We start from the raw sequence: 20,711 nt of genomic DNA on the forward strand, positions 1-20,711 counted from the left end.
GGCACACACACTCAACAGCAGACCCCGCAAAACGCTTGGCTGGAGAACGCCTGCAGAGGCATTGGACGACGTCCTGCGGTGAGATATAAACCAACCGTTGCGACGACCAGTTGAATCCGCCCAATACCTGTCGATTAAATACACAGAGCGGTTGGGAGAAGCTGGTATCGAGCCCTCTGTCGGCAGCGTCGGAGACAGTTACGACAATGCCTTGGCCGAGACGATCAACGGTTTGTTCAAGGCCGAAGTCAGCAGTGTCCCGACGGTTGGTGTAATTTCCGCCAGTAGCGCGGGCTGAGCGGAGCCTTCGCATAGCGAAGCGAGGCCCGTGCGGGTCGCTTGGCGGCCACGGTTGTTCTTCGGCTAAGGTTTGGTTTGCCGACCTGACCCATGACCGAGGAGACCAACCATGACCAACGACAGCCTATCAGAGACCGCGGCCTTGCGCGCGCTTTTGTCGGAGACCTCCGACACCCATCTGCTCGCCGAGATGCTCGGGTTTGTCGCCGACCGGCTGATGGCGCTGGATGTCGATCAGCTCTGCGGCGCCGGCGCGCACGAGCGCAGCGAAGATCGTGTGAACCGCCGCAACGGATACCGGTCCAGAGCCTGGGAAACCCGCGCCGGGAAGGTGGACGTGAAGATCCCGAAGCTGCGCAAGGGCAGCTACTTCCCCGAGTTCCTGGAGCCGCGCAGGGCGGCGGAGAAGGCCATGACAGCGGTCATCCAGGAGGCCTATGTCCAGGGCCTGTCGACACGCTCGGTGGACGACTTGGTCAAGGCGATGGGCATGACCGGCGTGTCCAAAAGCCAGGTCTCGCGGCTCTGCTGCGAGATCGACAAACGGGTCGATGCGTTTCTGGGTCGACCGCTCGAAGGCGAATGGCCGTACCTGTGGCTCGATGCCACTTACATCAAGGTCCGCCGCTCCGGCCGCATCGTCAGCGTCGCAGCCATAGTGGCCGTGGCGGTCAACCTGGACGGCCGTCGCGAGGTCTTGGGCATCGCCGTCCAGCCCAGCGAAGCCGAGGTCTTCTGGGAGGAGTTCCTGCGATCTCTGGCCGATCGTGGCCTGCGCGGCACCCGCCTGATCATTGCCGACGATCACAAGGGGCTGAAGGCCGCGGCCGCCAAGGTGCTCGGTGCCACCGTCCAGCGCTGCCGCGTCCACTTCATGCGCAACGCGCTCGCCTGCGTCGGCAAGAAGGACCGCCCGATCGTTACCGCGGCGCTCAGAACCGCCTTCGATCAGGACACGCTCGCGGCGTCGAAGGAGCACTGGGCCAAGCTGATCGACGCGTTTGAGCCGCGCCATGCCAAGCTTGCTGAGCTGATGCGCCGGGCTGAGGATGGCGTCTTGGCCTACAAGAGTTTTCCCAAGGAACACTGGGCGAAGATCCACTCCACGAACCCGCTTGAACGCTTGAACAAGGAGATAAAGCGCCGGACCAACGTTGTCGGGATCTTCCCGAACGAAGCCGCAGTCACGCGCCTGGTCGGCGCCCTGATGCTGGAGCGAAATGATGAGTGGGCGATCACGCGGCGCTATATGACACTGGAAACCGTCGCAGCCATTTGCGACACTGACCCCATGGACCCGGCGACAATCGCCGCCCTGTAACTGCGGCCGAGCCAAGGCCGAGGAACAAAGTTACACCATTTCACGGGACACTATCGCCGAAGTCATTCACCGCCGCGGCCCTTGGCGCAACTTCGAGGCAGTGGAATACGCAACACTCGAATGGGTGGACTGGTTCAACAACCGCCGTCTGCTTGAGCCTATTGGGAGCATTCCGCCGGCAGAAGCAGAGGCCAATTTCTACGCCGCTCTGGAAACTGAGGACATTGCCGCGTAACTAACTGAAATCAGCCTCCGGAAAACCCGGCGCGGTTCAAACCGTCTTCTGGCTGCTCCCTTGCGCCGGTTCGGAGCCTTACAGCCTTTCGGGGAAACTCTGAGTCGGTGGGGATTTCCTTGAGGGGCCGATTGCGATTCATCCTGTTCAGGAGGATGTTTCATGTCAGCCCCACTGCCAGGCGCGCTTCGGACGCGGTTTCAGAAGTTGATTGAAGAAGGGTTAAGCGGACGCGTGGCGGCGTTGCGGCTCAAGCTCTCGGCCTCGACAGGCACAAGGTGTGCAAGGTCCGTGCGCACCAGAGGCCACGCCGATCCCGGACCGCAGGGCCGCCCGAAAGGCGGCGGCAAGCTGGAGCCGTTCACCGACTTCTTCGAAGAACTGGTCACCCAGGACCCCGACATCACGCTCCATGAGCTGCGCGACGCGCTGGCCGAAGCCGAGGGTGTCATCGTGCACCATTCCTCGATCTCCGACCTGCTGTCGAAGCTGGGCTACACGTATTAAAAAAAGTCGCTGGTGGCCACCGAGCGCCGCCGTGCCCACGTAAGACAGCAGCGCAAGGACTGGTTTGCGCATCGCATCCCGGCGATGCAGGCGAAGCCCGAACGCGTTGTGTTCCTTGACGAAACCTCCGTCAAAACCAATCTCACCCGGCTGCGCGGACGGGCTCTGCGTGGCGCACGCCTGGAAATGGACGCCCCGTTTGGCAGGTGGGGCACGCAGACCTTCATCGCCGGTCTGACCCCGACCGAACTGATCGCCCCCTGGGTCATCAAGGGGGCGATGGACGGCGCGGCTTTTGCCGCGTACGTGCGCGAGGTCCTCGCGCCGGAGCTTCAGCCGGGCACTGTTGTCGTGCTCGACAACCTTGCCACGCCGAGGCCGCCGCAGCCCTGCGCGAGGCCGGCTGCTGGTTTTTGTACCTGCCGCCGTATTCGCCCGATCTGAACCCTATCGAACAGGCCTTCTCCAAGCTCAAGGCGCATCTTCGGAAGGCCGGGGCGCGGACGTTTACCGAATTATTCAGCGCCCTCCGAAGAATATGCGACCTGTTCACTCCTGACGAATGCATGAACTACTTTCGCGCTGCCGGATATGCGCCACGTTAATCCCGAAATGCTTTAGATGCCTCTTCCGCTGGTTGCTCGGTACGCTCCCCGATCAGCTGGTCATCCAGCTCGGCGCTCAGGGCGCGCTCTGCCAGCGCCTTGGTCAGCTCGGTGAGAACGCCATCCTTGCCGAAAAGGTCGCCGGCCGATCGGCCTTTCATCAGTTCATCCAGAAGGTCTTTGTCGACGCTCCTACGTGGGTCTCCTCATTTCAGAGTTACCACGCCCGGGCACAGAATTCCGGACAGTCTCCGCAACCGCGCCCATCATCATGCCCCTCCGGAGACAGCCTCGTACTCAGCGAAGGGTCGCAGCAGCGTTGCCTCCGGCATCGGGCCCTCCGCGTCCGCGAAACTATCTCCAAAAATTCGGATCATCTGGCCTGCGGCACCGGCCACTGCGGCGAAGTAAGCATGATCGATGATACGGCCGCGCCGGCCGCAACTGCGCCGGTGGCAGGCCACCTCCACCCCGGCATGGGTGATGCGCACCGTCTCGCCGGTGACCGACACGCGGACCCGTTCGCACAGCTGTTCGCCGTCCATGCGCAACAATCAAACCGCGATCATTCCAGAACGATTTCCGGCAGCACCACCTCCCATGTGTCTCTGTGAAGCCTCATACGGTGTTCCTCGCCACTCTCATGTGCGTGGCGCGCGACGATCGCGCCGACCTCGGCGGAGATCACCCGGGCTCCTTCCGGCAGGATCCAGCCGCCCTTCATCGCGATCAGGCTACGACCCCGCGCATCCCGGACCGACCAGCGCGGGCCATCGTTCACCAGCGTGACCGGGTCGCCGACCTGCGCCTGAGCGATCGCCTCGAGACAGGGATCGCCTGCACGCAGGCGGCCGGCCCAACTGATGAACACCTGGCTCATGTCAGGCATCAGATACGTCCGGTCCGGCGGCAAATCCTGCGCGTCAGGCAACGCGGCGGGCCTTCGCAGAACGGTATCGCCCTCGGACGGCACGAAGGCATGTGCGCCTTGCGTCATGACGGCAAGGCTGCGCCGGGCGCGCGTCATGGCGACGTAGAAGAGCCTGCGCGGCGCGTCGAGATCCTCGTTCCGGGAGGGCCGGTCCCAGCCGCCGTTCAGGATCACCACGTCGTCGAACTCCAGCCCCTTGGCGCGGTGCGCAGTCAGCAGCAAGAGTCCGCGCTGTTCGCCGCGTGCATCGCGCGCCCACTCGCCGAACCATTCCACGAGGTCGGGGACGGAAACCTGACCCATGCCGACCTCCTGTGCCAGCGCGGCAACGCCCTCGGCGATCAGGTCGGACCAGCGGTTGCGCGGCAGGGTGTTTGCGACCTCCAACAGCTCCGGAACGGTCAGAAGGCGCGTCCGGTTTTGGTTCAGGCTGGAGATGAAGTGCCGCATCTCGCGCAGCCGCCAGAGGCTCGGCAGGCTCTCGTTGGCCATCTCGACGGGAATGCCCTGAGCCTCGGCAAAGGCCCGAACCGGGGCGAGCTGGCGCCAGTTGCGCGCGATGATCGCCGTGTGCGACCAGTTCCAGCCGGGCTCCAGCGCCGCCAACCTTTGCAATTCGGTCACGGCCGCGACGGCCTGCGACCGATCGCCGGGAGGACATTGGAGAAGGTGAACCCGGCCCTGTGCAACAGGATCGCGGGTGCCCATGATGCCGCCCGGGGCATCCTTGCGCCGCTTGCGGTCGATGGTGATGTCATGGCCCAGTTTCATCCTGTCTCGGGCACCGGCGATCACGGTGTTCGAGGCTTCGATGATGTGGCGGGTGGAGCGGTAATTCTCGACCAGGAACTCCGGCTTTGCGCGGTAGTCCTCTTCGAATTGCCGGATGAATTTGATGGACGCCCCGGCAAAGGCATAGATGTTCTGGTCGTCGTCGCCCACCGCGAAGAGGCTCAGCTTCATGTCCTCGTCCTCGATCGTCCGCCCGGCGACGGCGGCGATCAACGCATATTCCTCGGGCCCGATGTCCTGATACTCATCGACCAGAATCCACCGGTAGCCCTGGATCAGTGTCTCGCGCTGCGCCTCGGCCTCGGCTTTGCTCAGCCCTTCGCCGTTCAACTGGCGCACCGCCTCCATGACGATGCCGTCGAAATCGCGGCTGTCCGCCTTAGCCCCCTCGAAGCTGGCCCCCACCAGACGCATGGCCATGGAATGACAGGTCGAGACCGTCACGCCAAAGGCCTCATCTCCGATCAGGTGGCGCAGACGCGCCCGGATTTCCACCGCCGCGTGACGGTTGTAGCTGAGCACAAGGATGCTGCGCGGGTCCTCGCGCCGCACCCGGATCAGATAGGCAATACGATGGACCAGCACGCGCGTCTTGCCCGAGCCCGGCCCCGCCAGAACCAGCACGTTGGTGGCGTCCCGGTCGTCGGCGACGATTTTCTGCTGCACCGGATTGCCGAGGACCTCGACCACGTTCTGCCATGACTTGCCGGTGGTCTGGCGCTTTACCTCTGTCGCCCTGCCCTTCATCCAGCGGCCCATGAAGCCGTCCTGATCGAGGGCGAAGTAATCCTCGGTCAGGCGGATGGCGTCGGGCATCGAGGACAGGCCGGTTTCCGCATAGGCCGCCATCACATGTGTCTGCACCGTCTGTTCGTCGTAATGCTCCTGCAAGGGCGCGAAGTCCTTGACCAGAAACTGCGTCTTGCCCGGTGCCAGCTGCACCGTCATGGCGGGGCGGAACACGGTCAGCCCCTTGCCCAGCGTCACCACGTCCTGCTCGTGCAGCCACAGCAGCGCACGGTCCATCAGCCGTGTCATTTCCTTGACCTGGCCGCGCAGGAAGGCATCGCCGGTCAAGCTCGCCAGCATGTCGCCCAGTGTTGTCTCGACCTGCTGGTCCTTGCCGCGCTGGCCCTTTCCGAGCCGTCCGAGCAAGTGTTCCACCAGCGCCTCGCCAGCCTGCCTGCGCAAGGCGGCCGACTGTTCCAGCACCGTCCACGACCGTTGCAAAGCCAGGAGCAGCGTATCACGGGACGCCTTGCGCAGGCGCAGATTGCCCTTGCCACCGTCAAGGTCGCGTCCATCCCGGGCCATCCCCCGCAGCAGCTTTTCGACCACATCGGGGCGGACGTGACTATGCCCGCCGTCGCGCAGCTTCTGGCAGGCGGGTTGCAGGTTGAAGGGCGTACTTACCGCACTCTCTGCGTCCGGCGCCTCTTCCCGCATCAGCGCGATCAGGTCCGTCTCGAGCCGCGTCGTCTGCGCCAGCCGTTTGCGCGAATCCTCGGCCACCCCTGAATGCACGAACACCGTCACCGCCGTGTCGTTTCGCGCAATGCCGAGTGTTTCGAGGTCGGCCATCGCCTTGGTGAGCTGCCCGCCGGTCAACCCGCTCACCCCGGTCAATTCGTCGGTCGAGATACCCTCGTCCGGCGGGGCGTTCATCAGGTGGCGGACGATGTCCATCAACTGCGTCCGCCGCGTGCCGGTGATCTGCGCCTTGTCGATCCGGGCGCCGGCCTCATCGATGCTGCGCACCCGCAGCGACGACGGGAAGACCTGCACGCGGTTTTCCTCGCGCGACATCAGCTTGGCCTCCTCCAGCCAGGAGATCGCAGTCTTGACCCGTGTGTCGTCGGTGGCGCTCTCGCGCTGGAACTCACGGTCATTTTCCTGTCGCACGATCTCGCCCGAGGTGGCGACGACCGTTCCGGTACTCCGGGTGCGGGCATCCATACGCCGCACGGCTTTCAGGATCGCGCCGATCTCGCGCCGGTCAAGCCGCGAGCGGGCGGACAGTTGAAACTGCCGTTCCACGTCCTCTGGCGTGAAGAGAAGCACGCAGTTGGCGTGGTCGCGGTCTCGCCCGGCGCGGCCAGCTTCCTGCAGGTAGTTCTCGAGCGAGCCGGGGATGTCACCATGCACCACCAGCCGGATATCGGGCTTGTCGATGCCCATGCCAAACGCGTTGGTGGCCGCGATCACCCGCAGTTCGCCGACGCGGAACCGTTCCTGGATGGTCTTCTTCTCGTCCGGCGTGAGGCCCGCGTGATAGCGTTCCGCCGACACCCCCTGTTGCTGCAGAAACTGTGCGACATCCTCCGTCGCCTTGCGCGTCGCGCAGTAGACCACGGCGCCCGACGCCCCTTCGGGCGGCAGCCGCTGCTCGATGACTTCGAGAATGTCGGCATGTTTGGTGCGCTTGCCGGTCGCGCGGACCTCGAAGCTCAGGTTGGTGCGCGAGGCACCACCATCGAGAAGCAGGAGCTCGGTCCCGATCCGCTGAAGGAAATGGTCGCGGATGTCACGGATCACCTCGGGTTTTGCAGTGGCGGTCAGACAGATCACCGGGGCCGGATCCTCGTCACCCGAAGTCTCCCGGATGAACCGCGAGACATAGCGATAATCGGGTCGGAAATCATGGCCCCATTTCGACACGCAATGCGCCTCGTCCAGCACCCACAGGCCGATCTCACGTTGCTTGAGCACGGACCTGACCGAGACGCTGCGCAGCTGCTCCGGCGAGATCAGAAGCATCGCGGCCTCGCCCAGGCGCACCCTGTCCAGCGCATCCTGCCGTTCGGGCAACGACAGCATCCCGTTCACCGTGACCGCCGAGGAAATCCCCGTGCGCTCCATCCCCGCCACCTGGTCGGCCATGAGCGCAACCAGCGGCGAGATCACAACCGTCAGCGCGCCGGTCCGGTCAAATTTCGCCAGCGCGGGGATCTGGTAGCAGACGGATTTCCCGGTCCCGGTCGGCAGGATGCCCAGCAGGCTCTTGCCGCGCATGCCCTCGTCGACAATGCGCTCCTGGAGTGGGCGGCCTGCGGGATCTTTGGGTGTCGGCCGGAAGGCATCAAAGCCGAACCAGCGTGACAGCGCCTTGACCGGATCGCTCTTCTCCCGGCACCAAGCGCACTCCGGGGCATTGCACGTTGTGTCACGCAGCAACTTCACTATCCTGGCCGCATCCGGAAACTGCATCCGCACCCACGGCGGCATCACCGAGTCTCCGCCTGAAACCGAAATCCACGCCAGCGCATAGGCCAGCGGCCAACCGTCCTGAGCAGCGCCCACCTGCTCCTGCAGGTGCCCCACCTCCGTGCCGCAGGCCTCACCCTCCAGCAAGCGCCCGAGCACCTGCCGCGCTTCTTCGGCCGACGGCACGGCAGCACGGCGCACGTGGCTGAACACGGCATCAAACCCTGAATCATGCGCGCTGCGAGTCGTCAGGAAATGGTGGGCGGCAAGGATCTCCGGCGCCTCGGCGTTCAACGTGCGAAAGGCGTCCAACTGGTTGCCAAGAACGTCGAACACCAGCCGGGCATCTGCCTCCGGATCGTTGACATGTCCCGACAGAAGCCGCCCGTCGTCGTAGTGCTTGACCAGATGGTGATACGGGTTGCGCGGGAAGGCCAGTGGATTGAGCCAGAGCGTGTCGATCGGCGCTTCGGCAAGCCGCGCCAGCCGCGGCCGTAGCGCCGCAAGATGCGGCAGGTCATGACGCAGGATGTTGTGGCCGATCAGGTGGCGCGTTTCACCGAGGTCAGCTTCCAGCCGATCCAGCGCAGCCGTGATGTCGCCCCTATGACATCGCAAAGCCGGCGTATCGTCATTGCGGACCGCCGCCAGATCGAAGACCCGCGCCGTTTTCGGGTCGACCTCGATGTCGACGGAAAGGCATTTCGCCAGAAACGGATCGGGGTGTTGCACGGCCTTTAACAGAGGGCACCAATGAAGCTAGAAAGATCAATAGCATATCTGACGCACTGACCCTATCAGGGTCAAGCTCGGCCCGGAAGTTTGAGTTATGCAAAACGGTCTGTGTTCGTCAGGCATCTGCAAGCGTGCGATGCCCCGGGGAGGCGCCTGAAGCCGGTCAAATCTTGACCGCGAGTTTTCCAGAACGCATGGCCTTCCCCTGCCCCGAGAAGTTTTGCCGGACCACGGCAGGTGACCTTCAGGGCGGCGAGAGCTTTCTGCTGGACGCCAACCAGGGCTGGACGCCGGATGAGGCAGAGCGCGCGATGCGCTGGATCGCGCCGCATGGCCCCCGCTGGATCGAAGAGCCGATCGCCGTGGACGTGCCTCAGGCCGCCTGGCAGGTGCTCAAGGCCGGCACCGGCGTGCCGATCGCCGGTGGCGAGAACTTCCTGGCCCGCCGCGATTACGAGGAGGTGGTGCAGGGCAAATGGCTGGATGTGGTGCAGCCCGACATCGCCAAATGGGGCGGGTTCACCGACTGCCTGCCGGTGGCGCGCGATATCGTGGCACACGGTCTGACCTACTGCCCGCATTCGCTGGGGGGCGGCATCGCCCTGGCCGCTTCGGCGCATCTGCTGGCCGCGGCTGGCGGTCCGGGGCTGCTGGAATGCGACGCGAACGAGAACAGTTTCCGCGACGAGACCTTCCCGCTCGATCTGAGCCACGGGGTGGTCACCCTGCCGGAGACCCCCGGCCTTGGTGTGAACTCAGCGGTGCTCGACCGCGCATTCTCGTAGCCTGTCTGGAGGTCAGGAGTGAATAGGACCAGCTCCCCGGCACGACGCCATATTGAGCAGCAACTCTTGGAGCAACCTTCGGGAGGTGTCTGCGACGGATGACGGCCGAGCGGACGAAGTGACCTTTCGCCGCGGCGGCTCCGGCACCTAAAGGCGCGAAATCAAACCAATTTTCTGGCGCTTACCACGAACTGCGTCAAAGAAAAGAAGAACCGCCCCTCCCGCGCGAGGCTGATCTGCTCATCAAACCAGGCGTCTGCGATTTCGACGTCGACATGCCCGTTCTCGATCGCATACTGCTTCATGAGGGTCATCATGGTGAACGCGAGGCCGTCCGGCTTCAGAACATGATCGACCACCGTGAAGGGAACGACGCTTTCCACCGTCTGACCCTGGTCTTTCAGTAGACCCGGCAAGCGCGCGGGCAAGTCGCCGGCCACGAAGTGCTGGTCCCATGACGACCTGAGTTCCGCCATCCGTTCCGGGTTGTCGCTGAACCACACCAGGCTCCCGAAATGGAGATCGCTGATCACCAGCCGTCCGCCGGGTTTCAGACAGCGCAACGCGCCTGCCACTGCAGCTTCGATATTCTCGACGTATTCGAACACCTGAACCGAGACGGCCTTGTCCGCGATCTGGTCATCCAGAGGCAGCGCGGTCGCGACGCCGTCCATGAAACTTACCCATGGATACTCCCGGCACCGCGTCTCGCCGGCGGAGCGCATGTCAACACTGGGATCGATGCCGATGATCCGGCCATCGTGACCGACCGCGCGGGCGAGTTCAGCCGTCAGCAGCCCGTTTCCGCATCCGATATCGAGGATCGTTTCGCCGGGGATTGGTTGAAGCGCATCGAACGAAGCCTGCCGTCGCCGGGTTAAATCGGCACCCAGATATGCGGTGTCCAGCAGTCGAGTGATCTCGGCATCGAACTTGAGCACCCTCGCACCCCCCGCAGCTACTGCGTCGTGCCAGCACTCTATCACACCTCTGTCGTGTTGCGAACCGACGCCTGAGGACACCAACCCGGCGCGGTAGGAGGTGTTCGCTGCGATCAGCCCCTCAAGGTTCCCAAGGGGCTGGCCGTTTACCGCCCGGGAGAGCGCCCTGACCTAGACCGTCAGGCCCGCGCTCTCGCGCTCTGCCACGACCTGCATCGCCGGGCGGTCGGCGCAGCGTCGTATCCAGTCTGCCACAGCCGGTTGTTTCGGCGCCGCGTCGGGGAGCCATTGGAACGGGCTCGAGAGCAACAGGTCGACCGCCGAATACCTGTCGCCCAGAAGATAGGGCCGGCCGTCAAGCGCGTCGGCCAGACGGTCGACCACGGTCTCCAGATCCCGGAAGGTTGTGCGTACAGCCGCATGGTCGAGCTTGGCCCAATTGAGCACCAGCACCGGCTCCATCACGCCCTGGTAGTAGAACAGCCAGCTCAGAAAGGCGCCGCGCTGGGGGTCGCCCTCGGGACGGCCCATCCCGGTCTCGGGGAACCTGTCGGTCAGATAGGTGATTATCGCGCCGCGCTCGCGCAGGTGATCCGCGCCATCGGTCAGGTAGGGCACCTTGCCCTCGGGGTGCGGGTTGCGCGGGTCGGCACGGCCGCTGCCGTCCTGGCGTGCGACGGTGACCTCGATCACGTCGATATGCTCGGCGATGCCCATCTCTTCGATCAGCACGAGGATCGAGGTCGAGCGAGAGTGCGGGGCGTGGTAAAGTGTCAGCATGGGGGTCTCCTGGTTCAAGCCATACCTTGCCATACCTGCCCCCTGCTGACAGTTTCCGTCAGCATGGCCCGGACCGATCGCCTTTTTCGACTCATGGACGCATTGCGCCGCTTGCCCGCGCCGGTCACCTCGGCGCGGCTGGCGTCAGAGACCGGCGTGTCGCGGCGCCAGCTCTACCGCGACATTGCCACGCTGCGCGCGGGCGGCGCCCTGATCGATGGCGAGGCGGGGGTCGGCTACCGGCTGACCGAGGACCCTGCCCTGCCACCGCAAAGCTTCTCGCGGCTGGAGATCGAGGCGCTGGTTCTCGCGGTGGGAGACTTGCGCCGGACCGGCGACCCGGCGCTGGAGGCCGCAGGCCAGTCGGCGCTTGCGCGGATCATCGCCACGCTGCCCGACCGCCAGTCGCGCCAAGCGATGCACACGGTCCTGCGCAGCTTCCGTCCGCCGCAGGTCCGCGCGGACTACGCCGTCGACATGGCGCTTCTGAGGCGCGCTTGCTGGGAGGAACTGGCGCTCGAGGTGCACTACCGCGACCTGAACGGCAAGGTCACCGAGCGCGAGGTCTGGCCGCTGGGGATCAGCTATTCCGAGCGCGCGCTGATGATGCTGGTCTGGTGTTGCCTGCGGCAGGACTGGCGCATTTTTCACCTCTCGGGCATCGAGCGCGCAAGCCTGAACGGCCGCAGTTTCAGGCCGCGGCGGGTAGGTTTGCTGCGCGACTACGCGGCCCGGCAGGCGGCCTCGAGGGCGTCGACGAAGCAATAGCGGCTCGCGGTTCGGTGTCCTGCCGTCAGCGGGCTCGGTGACGTCCCCCTGGTTTTCGGATGTGTCTGCATGGCGCGTGCGGAGGTGTCTCGGTGAAGCACCTCCGCGGGCGCGCTATTGCCCGCGCCGGTTGGGGCCCATGCGGATTGGATCTTCCTCACGCTCGCAGCACGGCAGCTTGTCGCAGAGCGCCAATGCGCTCGTGCGACACATATCATTCTTTCAGCCAAGACAGGACCCGGCCGGGGTCAAGTGCGCGGCGGCAGGCTTTCGATCTTGCGCAGCAGGTCCTGCACCTCGGCGGCCAGGTCCTGCGCCAGCATGCCGGCCACGCGGGGCAGGACACGCTGGGCGCTATGGGCAACGCTGATGTTTTGCGGAATGATCTTCTGTCCCTTGACCGGGATCGCCACAAGCTCGCCGGCAAGAAGCTCCGGCGCGACGTCCAGAACCGATGTCAGGGCCACGTGCCGCCCGGCCACCACCAGGTGTTTCAGGAGCTGCAGGGAGTTGGTGGCGACGGGCGGCAGATCCTCGGAAAAGATCCAGCTGTATCGCGCCTCCAGCATGCGACGGATCGCCAGCACCCGGCTTTGAATGACGATCGCGTGGGCCGTCACCTGTCTCAGGCTCACGGTGCGCTCGCGGGCCAGCGGATGGTCGGGCGCGGCGACGCAGTGCAGTGGCAGCGAGGTGCTCCAGGCAACATGGATGTCGCGGCGGGGGCGCAGGTTGAAGGCCAGCGCGATGTCAGACTGCCCTTCGCTCAGGGCCTCGGCCGCGTCATCCGGGGTCGCCACATCCACGTCGACGCGCACCCGCGGATACCTCTCGGACACCCGGCCAAGGAAATCCGGCACGATGCCGTTCATCAGACTGTCCATCGCGACCAGCCGAAAGTGACCGACATCCAGCCCCTGCATCTGTTTCACATCCGACCAGATGCGGTTCTCGTCCGCCTGCCAGCGCCGCGCCAGCAGCACCATGGCCTCGCCGACCGGGGTGAGTTTCATCCCGACCGGAAGCCTGTCGAACAGCGGCACGCCCAGCCGGTCCTCGATCAGCTTGATCTGCCGGTCGATGGCCGAGGCCGCGATGTCGATGTCGCGAGAGGCGGCCTGGATCGACCCGTGCTCGGCCACCGCCAGCACGTATTGAAGCCCGCGCGGGACAAGATGCAACGCCATTAGCCATCCTAATTATCAGAACAAGTCGTTGCCTATTATATCATGGATTAGATTGGAAGGATCGGATTAGTTTCAGGGACCGACAGCCGAGAGCCCTGCCATGACCCCGAGCCAGACCGACCTCCTGACCCGATTGAACGCCGCGCCGCGCGATGCGGCCCGTGCCATGATCGCGCCGCTGGCCGAGCGGTCCGAGTGGGTCGCCGACGCAGCCGTCGACCAGCGCCCGTTTACCAGCGATGGCGATGTCGCGGCCGCCTTGATCGAGGTCATCCTGGCCGCCCCGGCGGCCCGGCGCGTTGCGATGTTTCGCTGCCATCCCGAACTGGCGGGGCGCGAAGCGGTCGCCGGCCGGATGACCGAGGAGTCGCAGGGCGAACAGGGGCGTCTCGGGCTGATGTCGCTCGATGCCGGAACCCACCGCCATCTGACGCAGCTCAACGCGGCCTACGAGGCGCGTTTCGGATACCCCTGCATCATCGCGCTGCACCGCGTTCCCGACCTCGACACGCTGTTGCAGTCCTTCGAGACGCGGCTGACCGCCGATCCGGTCGAAGAACATGTCACCACCCTGGCGGAAATCGCCTCGGTCATCCGTGCGCGTGCCGCGCGCGCTTTCACCTCCACCCCAATCCCCCTAACGACACCCTGAACCCAGGAGCACTCCCCATGAAATCCTTCCTCCCCCTCCTCGCCACCTCTGTCCTGGCGATCTCTGCCGTCACCGCAGGCGCTGCCGAAACGATCCGCGTCGCCGGCAATTTCGCGACCGAGCATTCCTCGTCGCTGGCCATGGTCAAGTTCGAGGAAGAGCTCGAACGCCTGTCGGGCGGCGAGATCGACGTCAACATCTTCCCCGCACAGCAACTCGGCGGGGCTGCGGAAAACGTGCAGGCCGTCAAGATCGGCGCCATCGAGCTGATGTGGGTCGGCACTGCCTATCTGACGCGCACCGTGCCCGAACTTGAGGCAATCGGCCTGCCGTTCCAGTTCGGCAGCCGCGAAGAGGCTTTTGCCATCGCCGACGGCCCGGTAGGCGCTGCGCTGGACACCAAGCTGGCAGACGAAGGCATGACCTCGATGGGATACATGGAACTGGGCTTTCGCCAGCTGACCAACAACGTCGGGCCGATCGAGACGATCGAGGATATCGCCGGGTTGAAGATCCGCCTGCAACCGAATGAAACCCACCTCGCGACCTTCCGGGCGCTTGATGCCAATCCCGTCGCGATGGACGTGAAGGAACTGTATTCGGCGCTCGAACAGGGCGTGATCGACGGCCAGGAAAACCCCTTCGCGATCATCGACGTGGCGGGCTATGCCGAAGTTCAGGAGCATGTCTCCAACACCGGGCATTTCTTTGATTTCATCTCGGTCATCGGCAACAAGGACTGGTTCGACGGGCTCGACGGCGAGACCCAGTCTATGGTGCAGTTGGCGATGGCGACCGCGATTGCCTACCAGCGCGATCTGGCGGCAGAACAGGATGCGGCCGGGCTGGCGAAGCTCGAGGAAAAGGGCATGACCTATACCGCCGTCTCGCCCGAGCTTGCCAAGGCGCTGCGCGACAATACCGCCGGCGTCGCGGCCGAGACCAAGGCGCGTCTTGATCCGGGCCTCGTCGAGCTGCTCGACGCCGAAACCGCGAAATTCGGCATGTAGGATCATGATTGCGGATCGTCTCCTGACCACGATCCTGACGCGCGTCGACAGCGGCGCGCGTCTCATCGTGATTGGCGGCGCCGCCACCATGGTGGCGGTCGTCTCGGCCCAGGTGGTCATGCGGTATGTCTTCAACGGGTCGTTTGACTGGGCCGACGAGGTGTCGCGCATCGCCTTTGTCTGGACCACCTTTCTGGCGATCCCGCTTGGCATCCGCGAGGGCGCGCATGTGGGCATCACGCTCTTGGTCAACAAGTTGCCCGCCGGTCTGCGCGGCGCCATTTCGCGGCTGATGAACCTGCTGGCCGCGGGGATGCTGCTGGTGGTCTTCTGGACCTCCATCGCGGTGGCGGCAGCCACATGGTCCGAGCGACTGGGCGCCGTGAACATGACCTCGAGCGTCTTCTTCATTCCGGTGATCCTGTCGGCGGCGCATGGCGCATTGCACCTCATCAACCTCGCGCTTCACCCTCTCCCTCACCGACCAGCCGAGGCCATGGCATGAGTCTCTTCGTCATCATCACCTTTCTCATTCTGGCGTTTCTCGGCATGCCGCTGGCGTTCTCGCTGGGCGTCTCCGCCCTCGCCGGTCTCTGGATGTCGGGGTTCGATCTGGCGGTGCTGTCGCCGCGGCTGATGAACGCCGTCAACTCATTCCCGCTGATGTCGATCCCGCTGTTCATGGTCGCGGGTGAGCTGATGTTGAAGGGCGGGATCATGGACCGCTTGGTGGGCTTTGCGAATGCCTTCATCGGGCGGATGCGCGGCGGGCTGGCGCAGGTCGCAATCGTGTCCGGCGCGGGGCTGGCCTCGGTGTCCGGGGCGGCCGTGGCCGATGCCTCTGCCCTGTCCTCGACGCTCGTGCCCTCGCTCAAGAAGCAGTACGGGCTGGGGTTTTCGTCGGGCATCGTGGCCGCGGCGGCGAACCTCGGGCCGATCATCCCGCCGTCGGGGGCGATGATCGTCTATGCCTTCATGGCAGGCTCCAGCGTTTCGGTCGGGGGGTTGTTCATGGCCGGCGTGGTGCCGGGGCTGATCCTGTTTGTCGCGCTGATGGCACTGTGCTGGCTCATCGCCTGGATGCGGGACTATCCGCTGGCCGGCACGCCGTTCTCACTGGCCAATATCCTGCGGGAAACCCGCCGCTCGTTCCTCGTGTTCCTGATGCCCGTGGTTGTCATCGGCGGGATCGTCATCGGCGCCTTCACGCCCACCGAAGGGGCCGCCATCGGGGTGTGCTACGCGCTGTTTCTCGGGTTTTTCGTCACCCGTCAGCTCAAGCTTTCGGACCTGCCGGAGGTGTTGCTGACCGCCGCCAAGACCTCGGCGCTGGTGGGGGCGATGATCGCCTTTGCCTCCACCGTGACCTTTCTGTTCACCATCGACATGCTGCCGATGCAGCTTGCCAGCCTGATGAAGGGCATCACCGACAGCCCGTTCCTGTTTCTCTGCCTGATCTCGCTGATGCTCCTGGTCGTGGGGATGTTCCTTGAATCCAACGCCGCCTATATCATGCTGGTGCCGCTGTTTCATCCGATCGCCCTGCAATATGGCATCGACCCGCTGCACTTCGGCTTCATCTTCGTGCTCAACCTCGTGATCGGGATGCTGACGCCGCCGGTCGGGGTGGTGCTGTTTGTCGTCACCGGCATCACCGGTGTCAGAATGGGCGAGCTGGTGCGCGAAAGCTGGCCCTTCATCGCGGCGATGTACGCGGTTCTCCTGCTGTGCATGCTGGTGCCCTCTGTCGTCACCTGGCTGCCGACCTGGCTGGGCTATTGATGCGCCTGATGCTCCTGAACCCGAATACGACCACGGCGCTGACCGAGCGGCTGGTCGCCTCGGCGCGCAGCATCCTCCCCGACGAGGTGACGCTGGTGCCGGTGACCGCCGAGCGCGGCTTTCCCTATATCTCGTCGCGCCCCGAGGCGCAGCTTGCCGGGGCGGAGGTGCTGGAGATTGTGGCCGCCCATCTGCCGGCTGTCGATGCCGTGACCATCGCCGCCTTCGGGGACCCCGGTCTCGATGCGGCGCGAGAGGCCTTTGACCTGCCGATCACCGGGATGACCGAAGCCGCGATGGTCACGGCGCTGCAGCTTGGCCAGACTTTCGCCTTCGTCACCTTCACGCCGCAGATCGCGCCCTGGTACCGCGATCAGGTGACCCGCGCCCAGCTCTCGGCCCGGTTCGCTGGTGTCTTTTCGCCGCGCCAGGGGTTCGGCGACATCACCTCGGTGGCCGAAGACCTGACCGACGCGCTGCGCGAGACCTGCAAGGTGGCGGCGCGCCATGCGGATGTCCTTGTCCTCGCCGGTGCGCCGATCGCCGGCCTTGCCTCGGTCATCGAGAAGGATGTGCCCGCCGTCCTGATCGACCCGGTCAAAGCCGCAGTTCTTCAGGCCCATGCCCTCTGGCGGCTGAGGCCCAAGGGCGCTGACAAGGGCGGGTACGCCCGTCCGCCCGGCAAAGCGTCGGTCGGGCTCTCCTCACATCTGAGCGGTTGGTTGCAGCGCGAGACAACCAGAGACTGACCTCAGGGACCGCCGGCTGTCACCCGGCCGCGACACCTCCATAGCTTTGGCAGCGGGGCGGGCCGGTGTGGTACTGACCCCGAAGGTTCAGGCGAACGACAGCGTCAGGCTGCTGTCCATCCTCTCGCCGGGCGCAAGACGGGTGCCGGGCCCGCTGGTGCCGTCCGGACGCAGGTCGCAGTTGCAAGGCTCGATGGCGAGGATATTCCGCTTGCGGCGGCCATCGCGCCAGGTTTGCAGGAAGGGCAGCGATCCGGTGTCGGATGTCAGCTCAAGGCGCATCCCGGGCCAGTCGCCCGAGGCCGGACGCTCGACCACCACCGGCACGTCGGGCGGCATCCTGTGGCACTCCGGCGCCCCGGGCCGGTCGCCGGGGTCCAGACTGTCGATCCCGGTGACGCGGGTTCCGCCGATCCGAACCGCGCAGCCCGGTGCCGCGACGGGAAACCCGAAGTTGACGTGATAGAGCAGCATCACCTCGGCCGGCGTGGCCGAGATGTTCTCGATCCGGTCATGAACAACCAGCCGGGTGCCGCCGATGGGGGCGGACATGCGGCGGATGATCCGGCAGACCGCGCCACAGGGCATGGGGTGGTGGATCTCGCCCGTCACGAACAGATGCGGCTCCGGGGCCTGCCAATCCGCATCCAGCGCAAGCAGCCGCACCGGTGACAGCGCGAGGCTGCCGTGCTGAGGCAGACCGGCGCGCGGCGCGCGGACGTTCTCCAACCCGCAGGTCACCAGAAACCCGGTCAGCGCGCGCTGCGGGTTGCCGGTGTCGCCTGCCGGATGCCGCCAGCCGAGCGGCAGTCCGCGCAGGTGCAGGCTGCGGATGTCGAGCGAGCCCTGTTCCTTGACCTGGAAGTCCAGCCCGCCGCCGGTAGAGAACGCCAGCAGCTTTTGCCCCGCGTCCGGCCCGTCGCCAAGGGTGATGCGCTGCACCGAGGCCAGCTGCCGCAGGTCGCCCACCAGGTCAGGCAGGCTGTGACGCGCGGCGCGCGGCATGTCGGGCAGCGGCGCGTGCATTGCTTCAGGCCGCCCGTCGCGCGGTCGCGCTGTCATGTTCCGGCACATCGCCGATCTCGGTCATGCGGGCGTCGAGCTGCGCCAGCATGTCGTCGAAGACCTCGCCGTAGGCCGGGTCATCGGCGACATTGACCAGCTCCAGCGGGTCTTTTTCGCAGTCGAAGAGCTCCCATTCCGGCGGCTCGTCGGGACCATGCGCACCGGGCTGGCCGAGGTCGGAATTGTACCAGTAGATCAGCTTGTAGCGGTGACTGCGCAGCCCGTAATGCGCCCAGGCATTGTGGTGCTCGTCCTTGTGCATCCAGTAGCGGTGATAGGCGCTCTGCGGCCAGTCTTCGGGCGTCTCCTGCTCCAGCAGAGGCCGCATCGTGCGGCCCTGCATGTAGCTCGGCACCGGCAGGCCGGCGTAATCGAGGAAGGTGGGCGCGAAATCGACATTGGTGGCGATCTCCTTGGCCACGCTGCCCGGCGCGATGGCGGCGGGATAGCGGATAAGGAAGGGCATCTGCAGCGATTCCTCGTACATGAAGCGCTTGTCGAACCAGCCGTGTTCGCCGAGGAAGAAGCCTTGGTCGGAGGTGTAGATGACGATGGTGTTCTCGGCCAGGCCCTCGTCGTCGAGCCAGTCGAGCATCCGGGCGACGTTCTCATCCACCGCGTGGATCGTCGCCAGATAGCGCTTCATGTAGCGCTGGTATTTGAACAGCGCGAGCTCCTCCTCGGTCTCGAAGGTGAAGTTCTCGCCGGTGTGCCGGTCGATCAGCACCAGCCCCTTCGGGTCGGAGGGATGCGGTACGCGGCGGTCGGTGTCGCCGGGCACGCAGAGCTCGCCCACTTCCGCCCCACCTTCGGGCTGGATCAGACCCAGATCGGCGTATTTCAGGTCCATCCGCACGCGCATCCGGGCGGCCTCGGCGGCACGGGCGCGGTTGGCGTAATCGTCGTTGTAGGTCTCGGGCACCTTGATGTCCTGGCCCTCGAACATGTCGCGATCACGCGGGTGCGGCTCGAAATTGCGGTGTGGCGCCTTGTGATGACACATCAGGAAGAACGGCCGGTCGGGGTCGCGCTCCTTGAGCCAATTCAGGCTCTTGTCGGTGATGATGTCGGTGACATAGCCGGGCTCGACGCGGTCCTCGCCCATCTCGATCATCAGCGGATCGAAGTAATCGCCCTGCCCCGGCAGCACCGACCAGTAGTCAAACCCGGTGGGCTCATGCGGTTTGCCCTCGCCCAGGTGCCACTTGCCCACCATCGCGGTCTGATAGCCGGACTGGCGCAGGTGTTTGGCGACATTGGGCCAGCGGTTGTCGATGTGGGTGTCGAGCGTGGTGACGCCGTTGACGTGGTTGTAGGTGCCGGTGAGGATCGCGGCGCGCGATGGCGTGCAGATCGAATTGGTCACGTAGCAATGGTCGAGCCGCATTCCCTCGTTGGCGATTCGGTCGATGCCGGGGGTGTCATTGATGCCGTGGCCATAGGCGGAGATCGCCTTGGAGGCATGATCATCGGACATGATAAAAAGGATATTCGGTCTCATCGGCGGCTCCGTCGTAGCGAATTTTCGGGCCAGCTGTTGACCCGCTTCTCGTATTTGATAATAACAATCTCAGATATGGGAAGCAAGAATGTCCGGCACCTCAAGCAGAGTCATCGCAATCCTCGACGCGCTGAGCACCCCAGAAGGCGGGCTCACCGCGCAGGAGGTGGTGGAACGCGCCGGACTTCCGGCCTCGACCGGCTATCGCATCCTGACCGAGCTGCAGGAGCTGGGGCTGGTGCATCGCGGCGCCGAGCGGCGGCTGATCGCCAACTTCAGCTTTCAGAGGCGGCTGCACTGCCCGGGGCTGGAGCCCGAGGTGCTGGCGCAGGCCTGTGCGAAACTCAGCGCCGACATGACCGTCGCGGCCGAGGTGGTGGTGCTGAGCGGCCACAACATGCTGTGGCACATCGTCGAGCAGCACCCCGAGCAGGCGATCCGGCTGCGGGCCTTTCCGGGCTTCATGCGCGCCGCCTATGAGCTCGACAGCATCTCGCGGCTGGCGCTGGCGCACCGCTCGGTCGAGGCGCTGGAAAAGTCCTTCGACACCGGGGCCTTCTATACCGCGGGCGTCGACCGCCGCTCGCTGGACTGGGCCGAGGCACGCGCGATGATCGCCGCTGTCGACCGCCACGACATGCAGCACGACATGATGGGCAACGCCAAGGGCATCCGCCGCTACTGCGTCGCGATCCATGACGCGGGCGGCGAGATGATCTGCCTGCTGACCGTGGCCGAGGCGGCGACGCCGTTGCGCGACGAGGCGGCGCATGTGGCCAATGTCAGAGCGCAGCTGATGGCCCGCAAATCCGCAATCGAAAGCGTCTTCTCGGATCCGGCACAGACCGGCTGAGCGGCGAT

General features: G+C 65.1%; 17 protein-coding genes and 3 pseudogenes. 12 read left to right on the forward strand and 8 right to left on the reverse strand.

Annotated features, from left to right (window positions below; genetic code table 11):
• From VOI27_RS23175 to VOI27_RS19140, 4 genes and pseudogenes are all read left to right on the forward strand, one after another.
• Positions 1–250 (forward strand): annotated as a pseudogene (locus tag VOI27_RS23175) (IS3 family transposase); the annotation flags it as partial.
• A gap of 159 nt (positions 251–409) precedes the next feature.
• A complete protein-coding gene (locus VOI27_RS19130; protein WP_323767512.1) occupies positions 410–1,621 on the forward strand; it encodes an IS256 family transposase in 1,212 nt (403 codons plus the stop codon).
• Positions 1,622–1,676: 55 nt separating this feature from the next.
• A pseudogene (locus tag VOI27_RS19135) lies at positions 1,677–1,856 on the forward strand (IS3 family transposase); the annotation flags it as partial.
• Positions 1,857–2,018: 162 nt separating this feature from the next.
• Positions 2,019–2,968, forward strand: a pseudogene (locus VOI27_RS19140) (IS630 family transposase).
• Here the strand turns inward: VOI27_RS19140 and VOI27_RS19145 are convergent.
• The 3 genes from VOI27_RS19145 to VOI27_RS19155 form a co-directional block, all read right to left on the reverse strand.
• Complete coding sequence (locus VOI27_RS19145; RefSeq protein ID WP_323767514.1) at positions 2,965–3,129, reverse strand: hypothetical protein; 165 nt, start codon at positions 3,127–3,129, stop codon at positions 2,965–2,967. The pseudogene VOI27_RS19140 and the gene VOI27_RS19145 overlap by 4 nt on opposite strands.
• 108 nt (positions 3,130–3,237) lie before the next feature.
• Entirely contained in the window at positions 3,238–3,513 is a 276-nt protein-coding gene (locus tag VOI27_RS23180) for a Mu transposase domain-containing protein (protein ID WP_416374695.1), read from the reverse strand.
• A gap of 20 nt (positions 3,514–3,533) precedes the next feature.
• The gene (locus VOI27_RS19155) at positions 3,534–8,546 is read right to left on the reverse strand and encodes a RecQ family ATP-dependent DNA helicase (RefSeq protein ID WP_323767598.1); all 5,013 of its coding nucleotides are present in this window, start codon (positions 8,544–8,546) and stop codon (positions 3,534–3,536) included.
• Positions 8,547–8,800: 254 nt separating this feature from the next.
• On the opposite strand from VOI27_RS19155, the gene VOI27_RS19160 reads away from it, so the two are divergent.
• On the forward strand, positions 8,801–9,415 hold the full coding sequence (locus VOI27_RS19160; protein WP_323767516.1) for an enolase C-terminal domain-like protein: 615 nt from the start codon (positions 8,801–8,803) through the stop codon (positions 9,413–9,415).
• A 161-nt stretch (positions 9,416–9,576) separates the two neighbouring features.
• Here the strand turns inward: VOI27_RS19160 and VOI27_RS19165 are convergent, their stop codons facing one another.
• Positions 9,577–10,356, reverse strand: coding sequence for a methyltransferase domain-containing protein (locus VOI27_RS19165; RefSeq protein ID WP_323767518.1), 780 nt, complete (start codon positions 10,354–10,356; stop codon positions 9,577–9,579).
• A 171-nt stretch (positions 10,357–10,527) separates the two neighbouring features.
• A complete protein-coding gene (locus VOI27_RS19170) occupies positions 10,528–11,136 on the reverse strand; it encodes a glutathione S-transferase family protein (RefSeq protein ID WP_323767520.1) in 609 nt (202 codons plus the stop codon).
• A 63-nt stretch (positions 11,137–11,199) separates the two neighbouring features.
• Here VOI27_RS19170 and VOI27_RS19175 point away from each other — a divergent pair, with 63 nt between their 5' ends.
• The gene (locus tag VOI27_RS19175; RefSeq protein ID WP_323767522.1) at positions 11,200–11,904 is read left to right on the forward strand and encodes a helix-turn-helix transcriptional regulator; all 705 of its coding nucleotides are present in this window, start codon (positions 11,200–11,202) and stop codon (positions 11,902–11,904) included.
• A gap of 248 nt (positions 11,905–12,152) precedes the next feature.
• Here VOI27_RS19175 and VOI27_RS19180 read toward each other — a convergent pair whose 3' ends face one another.
• Complete coding sequence (locus tag VOI27_RS19180) at positions 12,153–13,091, reverse strand: LysR family transcriptional regulator (RefSeq protein WP_323767524.1); 939 nt, start codon at positions 13,089–13,091, stop codon at positions 12,153–12,155.
• A gap of 100 nt (positions 13,092–13,191) precedes the next feature.
• On the opposite strand from VOI27_RS19180, the gene uraD reads away from it, so the two are divergent.
• From uraD to VOI27_RS19205, 5 genes are read left to right on the forward strand one after another with little or no spacing between them, the layout of a single operon-like run.
• On the forward strand, positions 13,192–13,743 hold the full coding sequence (gene uraD, locus VOI27_RS19185; RefSeq protein ID WP_323767526.1) for a 2-oxo-4-hydroxy-4-carboxy-5-ureidoimidazoline decarboxylase: 552 nt from the start codon (positions 13,192–13,194) through the stop codon (positions 13,741–13,743).
• Between the two features lie 17 nt (positions 13,744–13,760).
• Positions 13,761–14,753, forward strand: coding sequence for a TRAP transporter substrate-binding protein (locus VOI27_RS19190; RefSeq protein WP_323767528.1), 993 nt, complete (start codon positions 13,761–13,763; stop codon positions 14,751–14,753).
• A 4-nt stretch (positions 14,754–14,757) separates the two neighbouring features.
• On the forward strand, positions 14,758–15,258 hold the full coding sequence (locus VOI27_RS19195) for a TRAP transporter small permease (RefSeq protein WP_323767530.1): 501 nt from the start codon (positions 14,758–14,760) through the stop codon (positions 15,256–15,258).
• Positions 15,255–16,535: a TRAP transporter large permease gene (locus VOI27_RS19200; RefSeq protein ID WP_323767532.1), complete on the forward strand. Its 1,281-nt coding sequence runs from the start codon at positions 15,255–15,257 to the stop codon at positions 16,533–16,535. Before VOI27_RS19195 ends, VOI27_RS19200 begins: the two co-directional genes overlap by 4 nt.
• A complete protein-coding gene (locus tag VOI27_RS19205) occupies positions 16,535–17,284 on the forward strand; it encodes an aspartate/glutamate racemase family protein (RefSeq protein ID WP_323767534.1) in 750 nt (249 codons plus the stop codon). Before VOI27_RS19200 ends, VOI27_RS19205 begins: the two co-directional genes overlap by 1 nt.
• 87 nt (positions 17,285–17,371) lie before the next feature.
• Here the strand turns inward: VOI27_RS19205 and VOI27_RS19210 are convergent, their stop codons facing one another.
• Both VOI27_RS19210 and VOI27_RS19215 read right to left on the reverse strand, forming a co-directional pair.
• Positions 17,372–18,346, reverse strand: coding sequence for a DUF4432 family protein (locus VOI27_RS19210; RefSeq protein WP_323767536.1), 975 nt, complete (start codon positions 18,344–18,346; stop codon positions 17,372–17,374).
• Complete coding sequence (locus VOI27_RS19215; protein WP_323767538.1) at positions 18,315–19,850, reverse strand: sulfatase; 1,536 nt, start codon at positions 19,848–19,850, stop codon at positions 18,315–18,317. Before VOI27_RS19215 ends, VOI27_RS19210 begins: the two co-directional genes overlap by 32 nt.
• An 88-nt stretch (positions 19,851–19,938) precedes the next feature.
• Here VOI27_RS19215 and VOI27_RS19220 point away from each other — a divergent pair, with 88 nt between their 5' ends.
• Positions 19,939–20,703: a helix-turn-helix domain-containing protein gene (locus VOI27_RS19220; RefSeq protein ID WP_323767540.1), complete on the forward strand. Its 765-nt coding sequence runs from the start codon at positions 19,939–19,941 to the stop codon at positions 20,701–20,703.
• Positions 20,704–20,711: the final 8 nt, after the last annotated feature.

Origin of the sequence: Marinovum sp., from assembly GCF_034669705.1 — a bacterium.
GTDB lineage: Bacteria > Pseudomonadota > Alphaproteobacteria > Rhodobacterales > Rhodobacteraceae > Marinovum.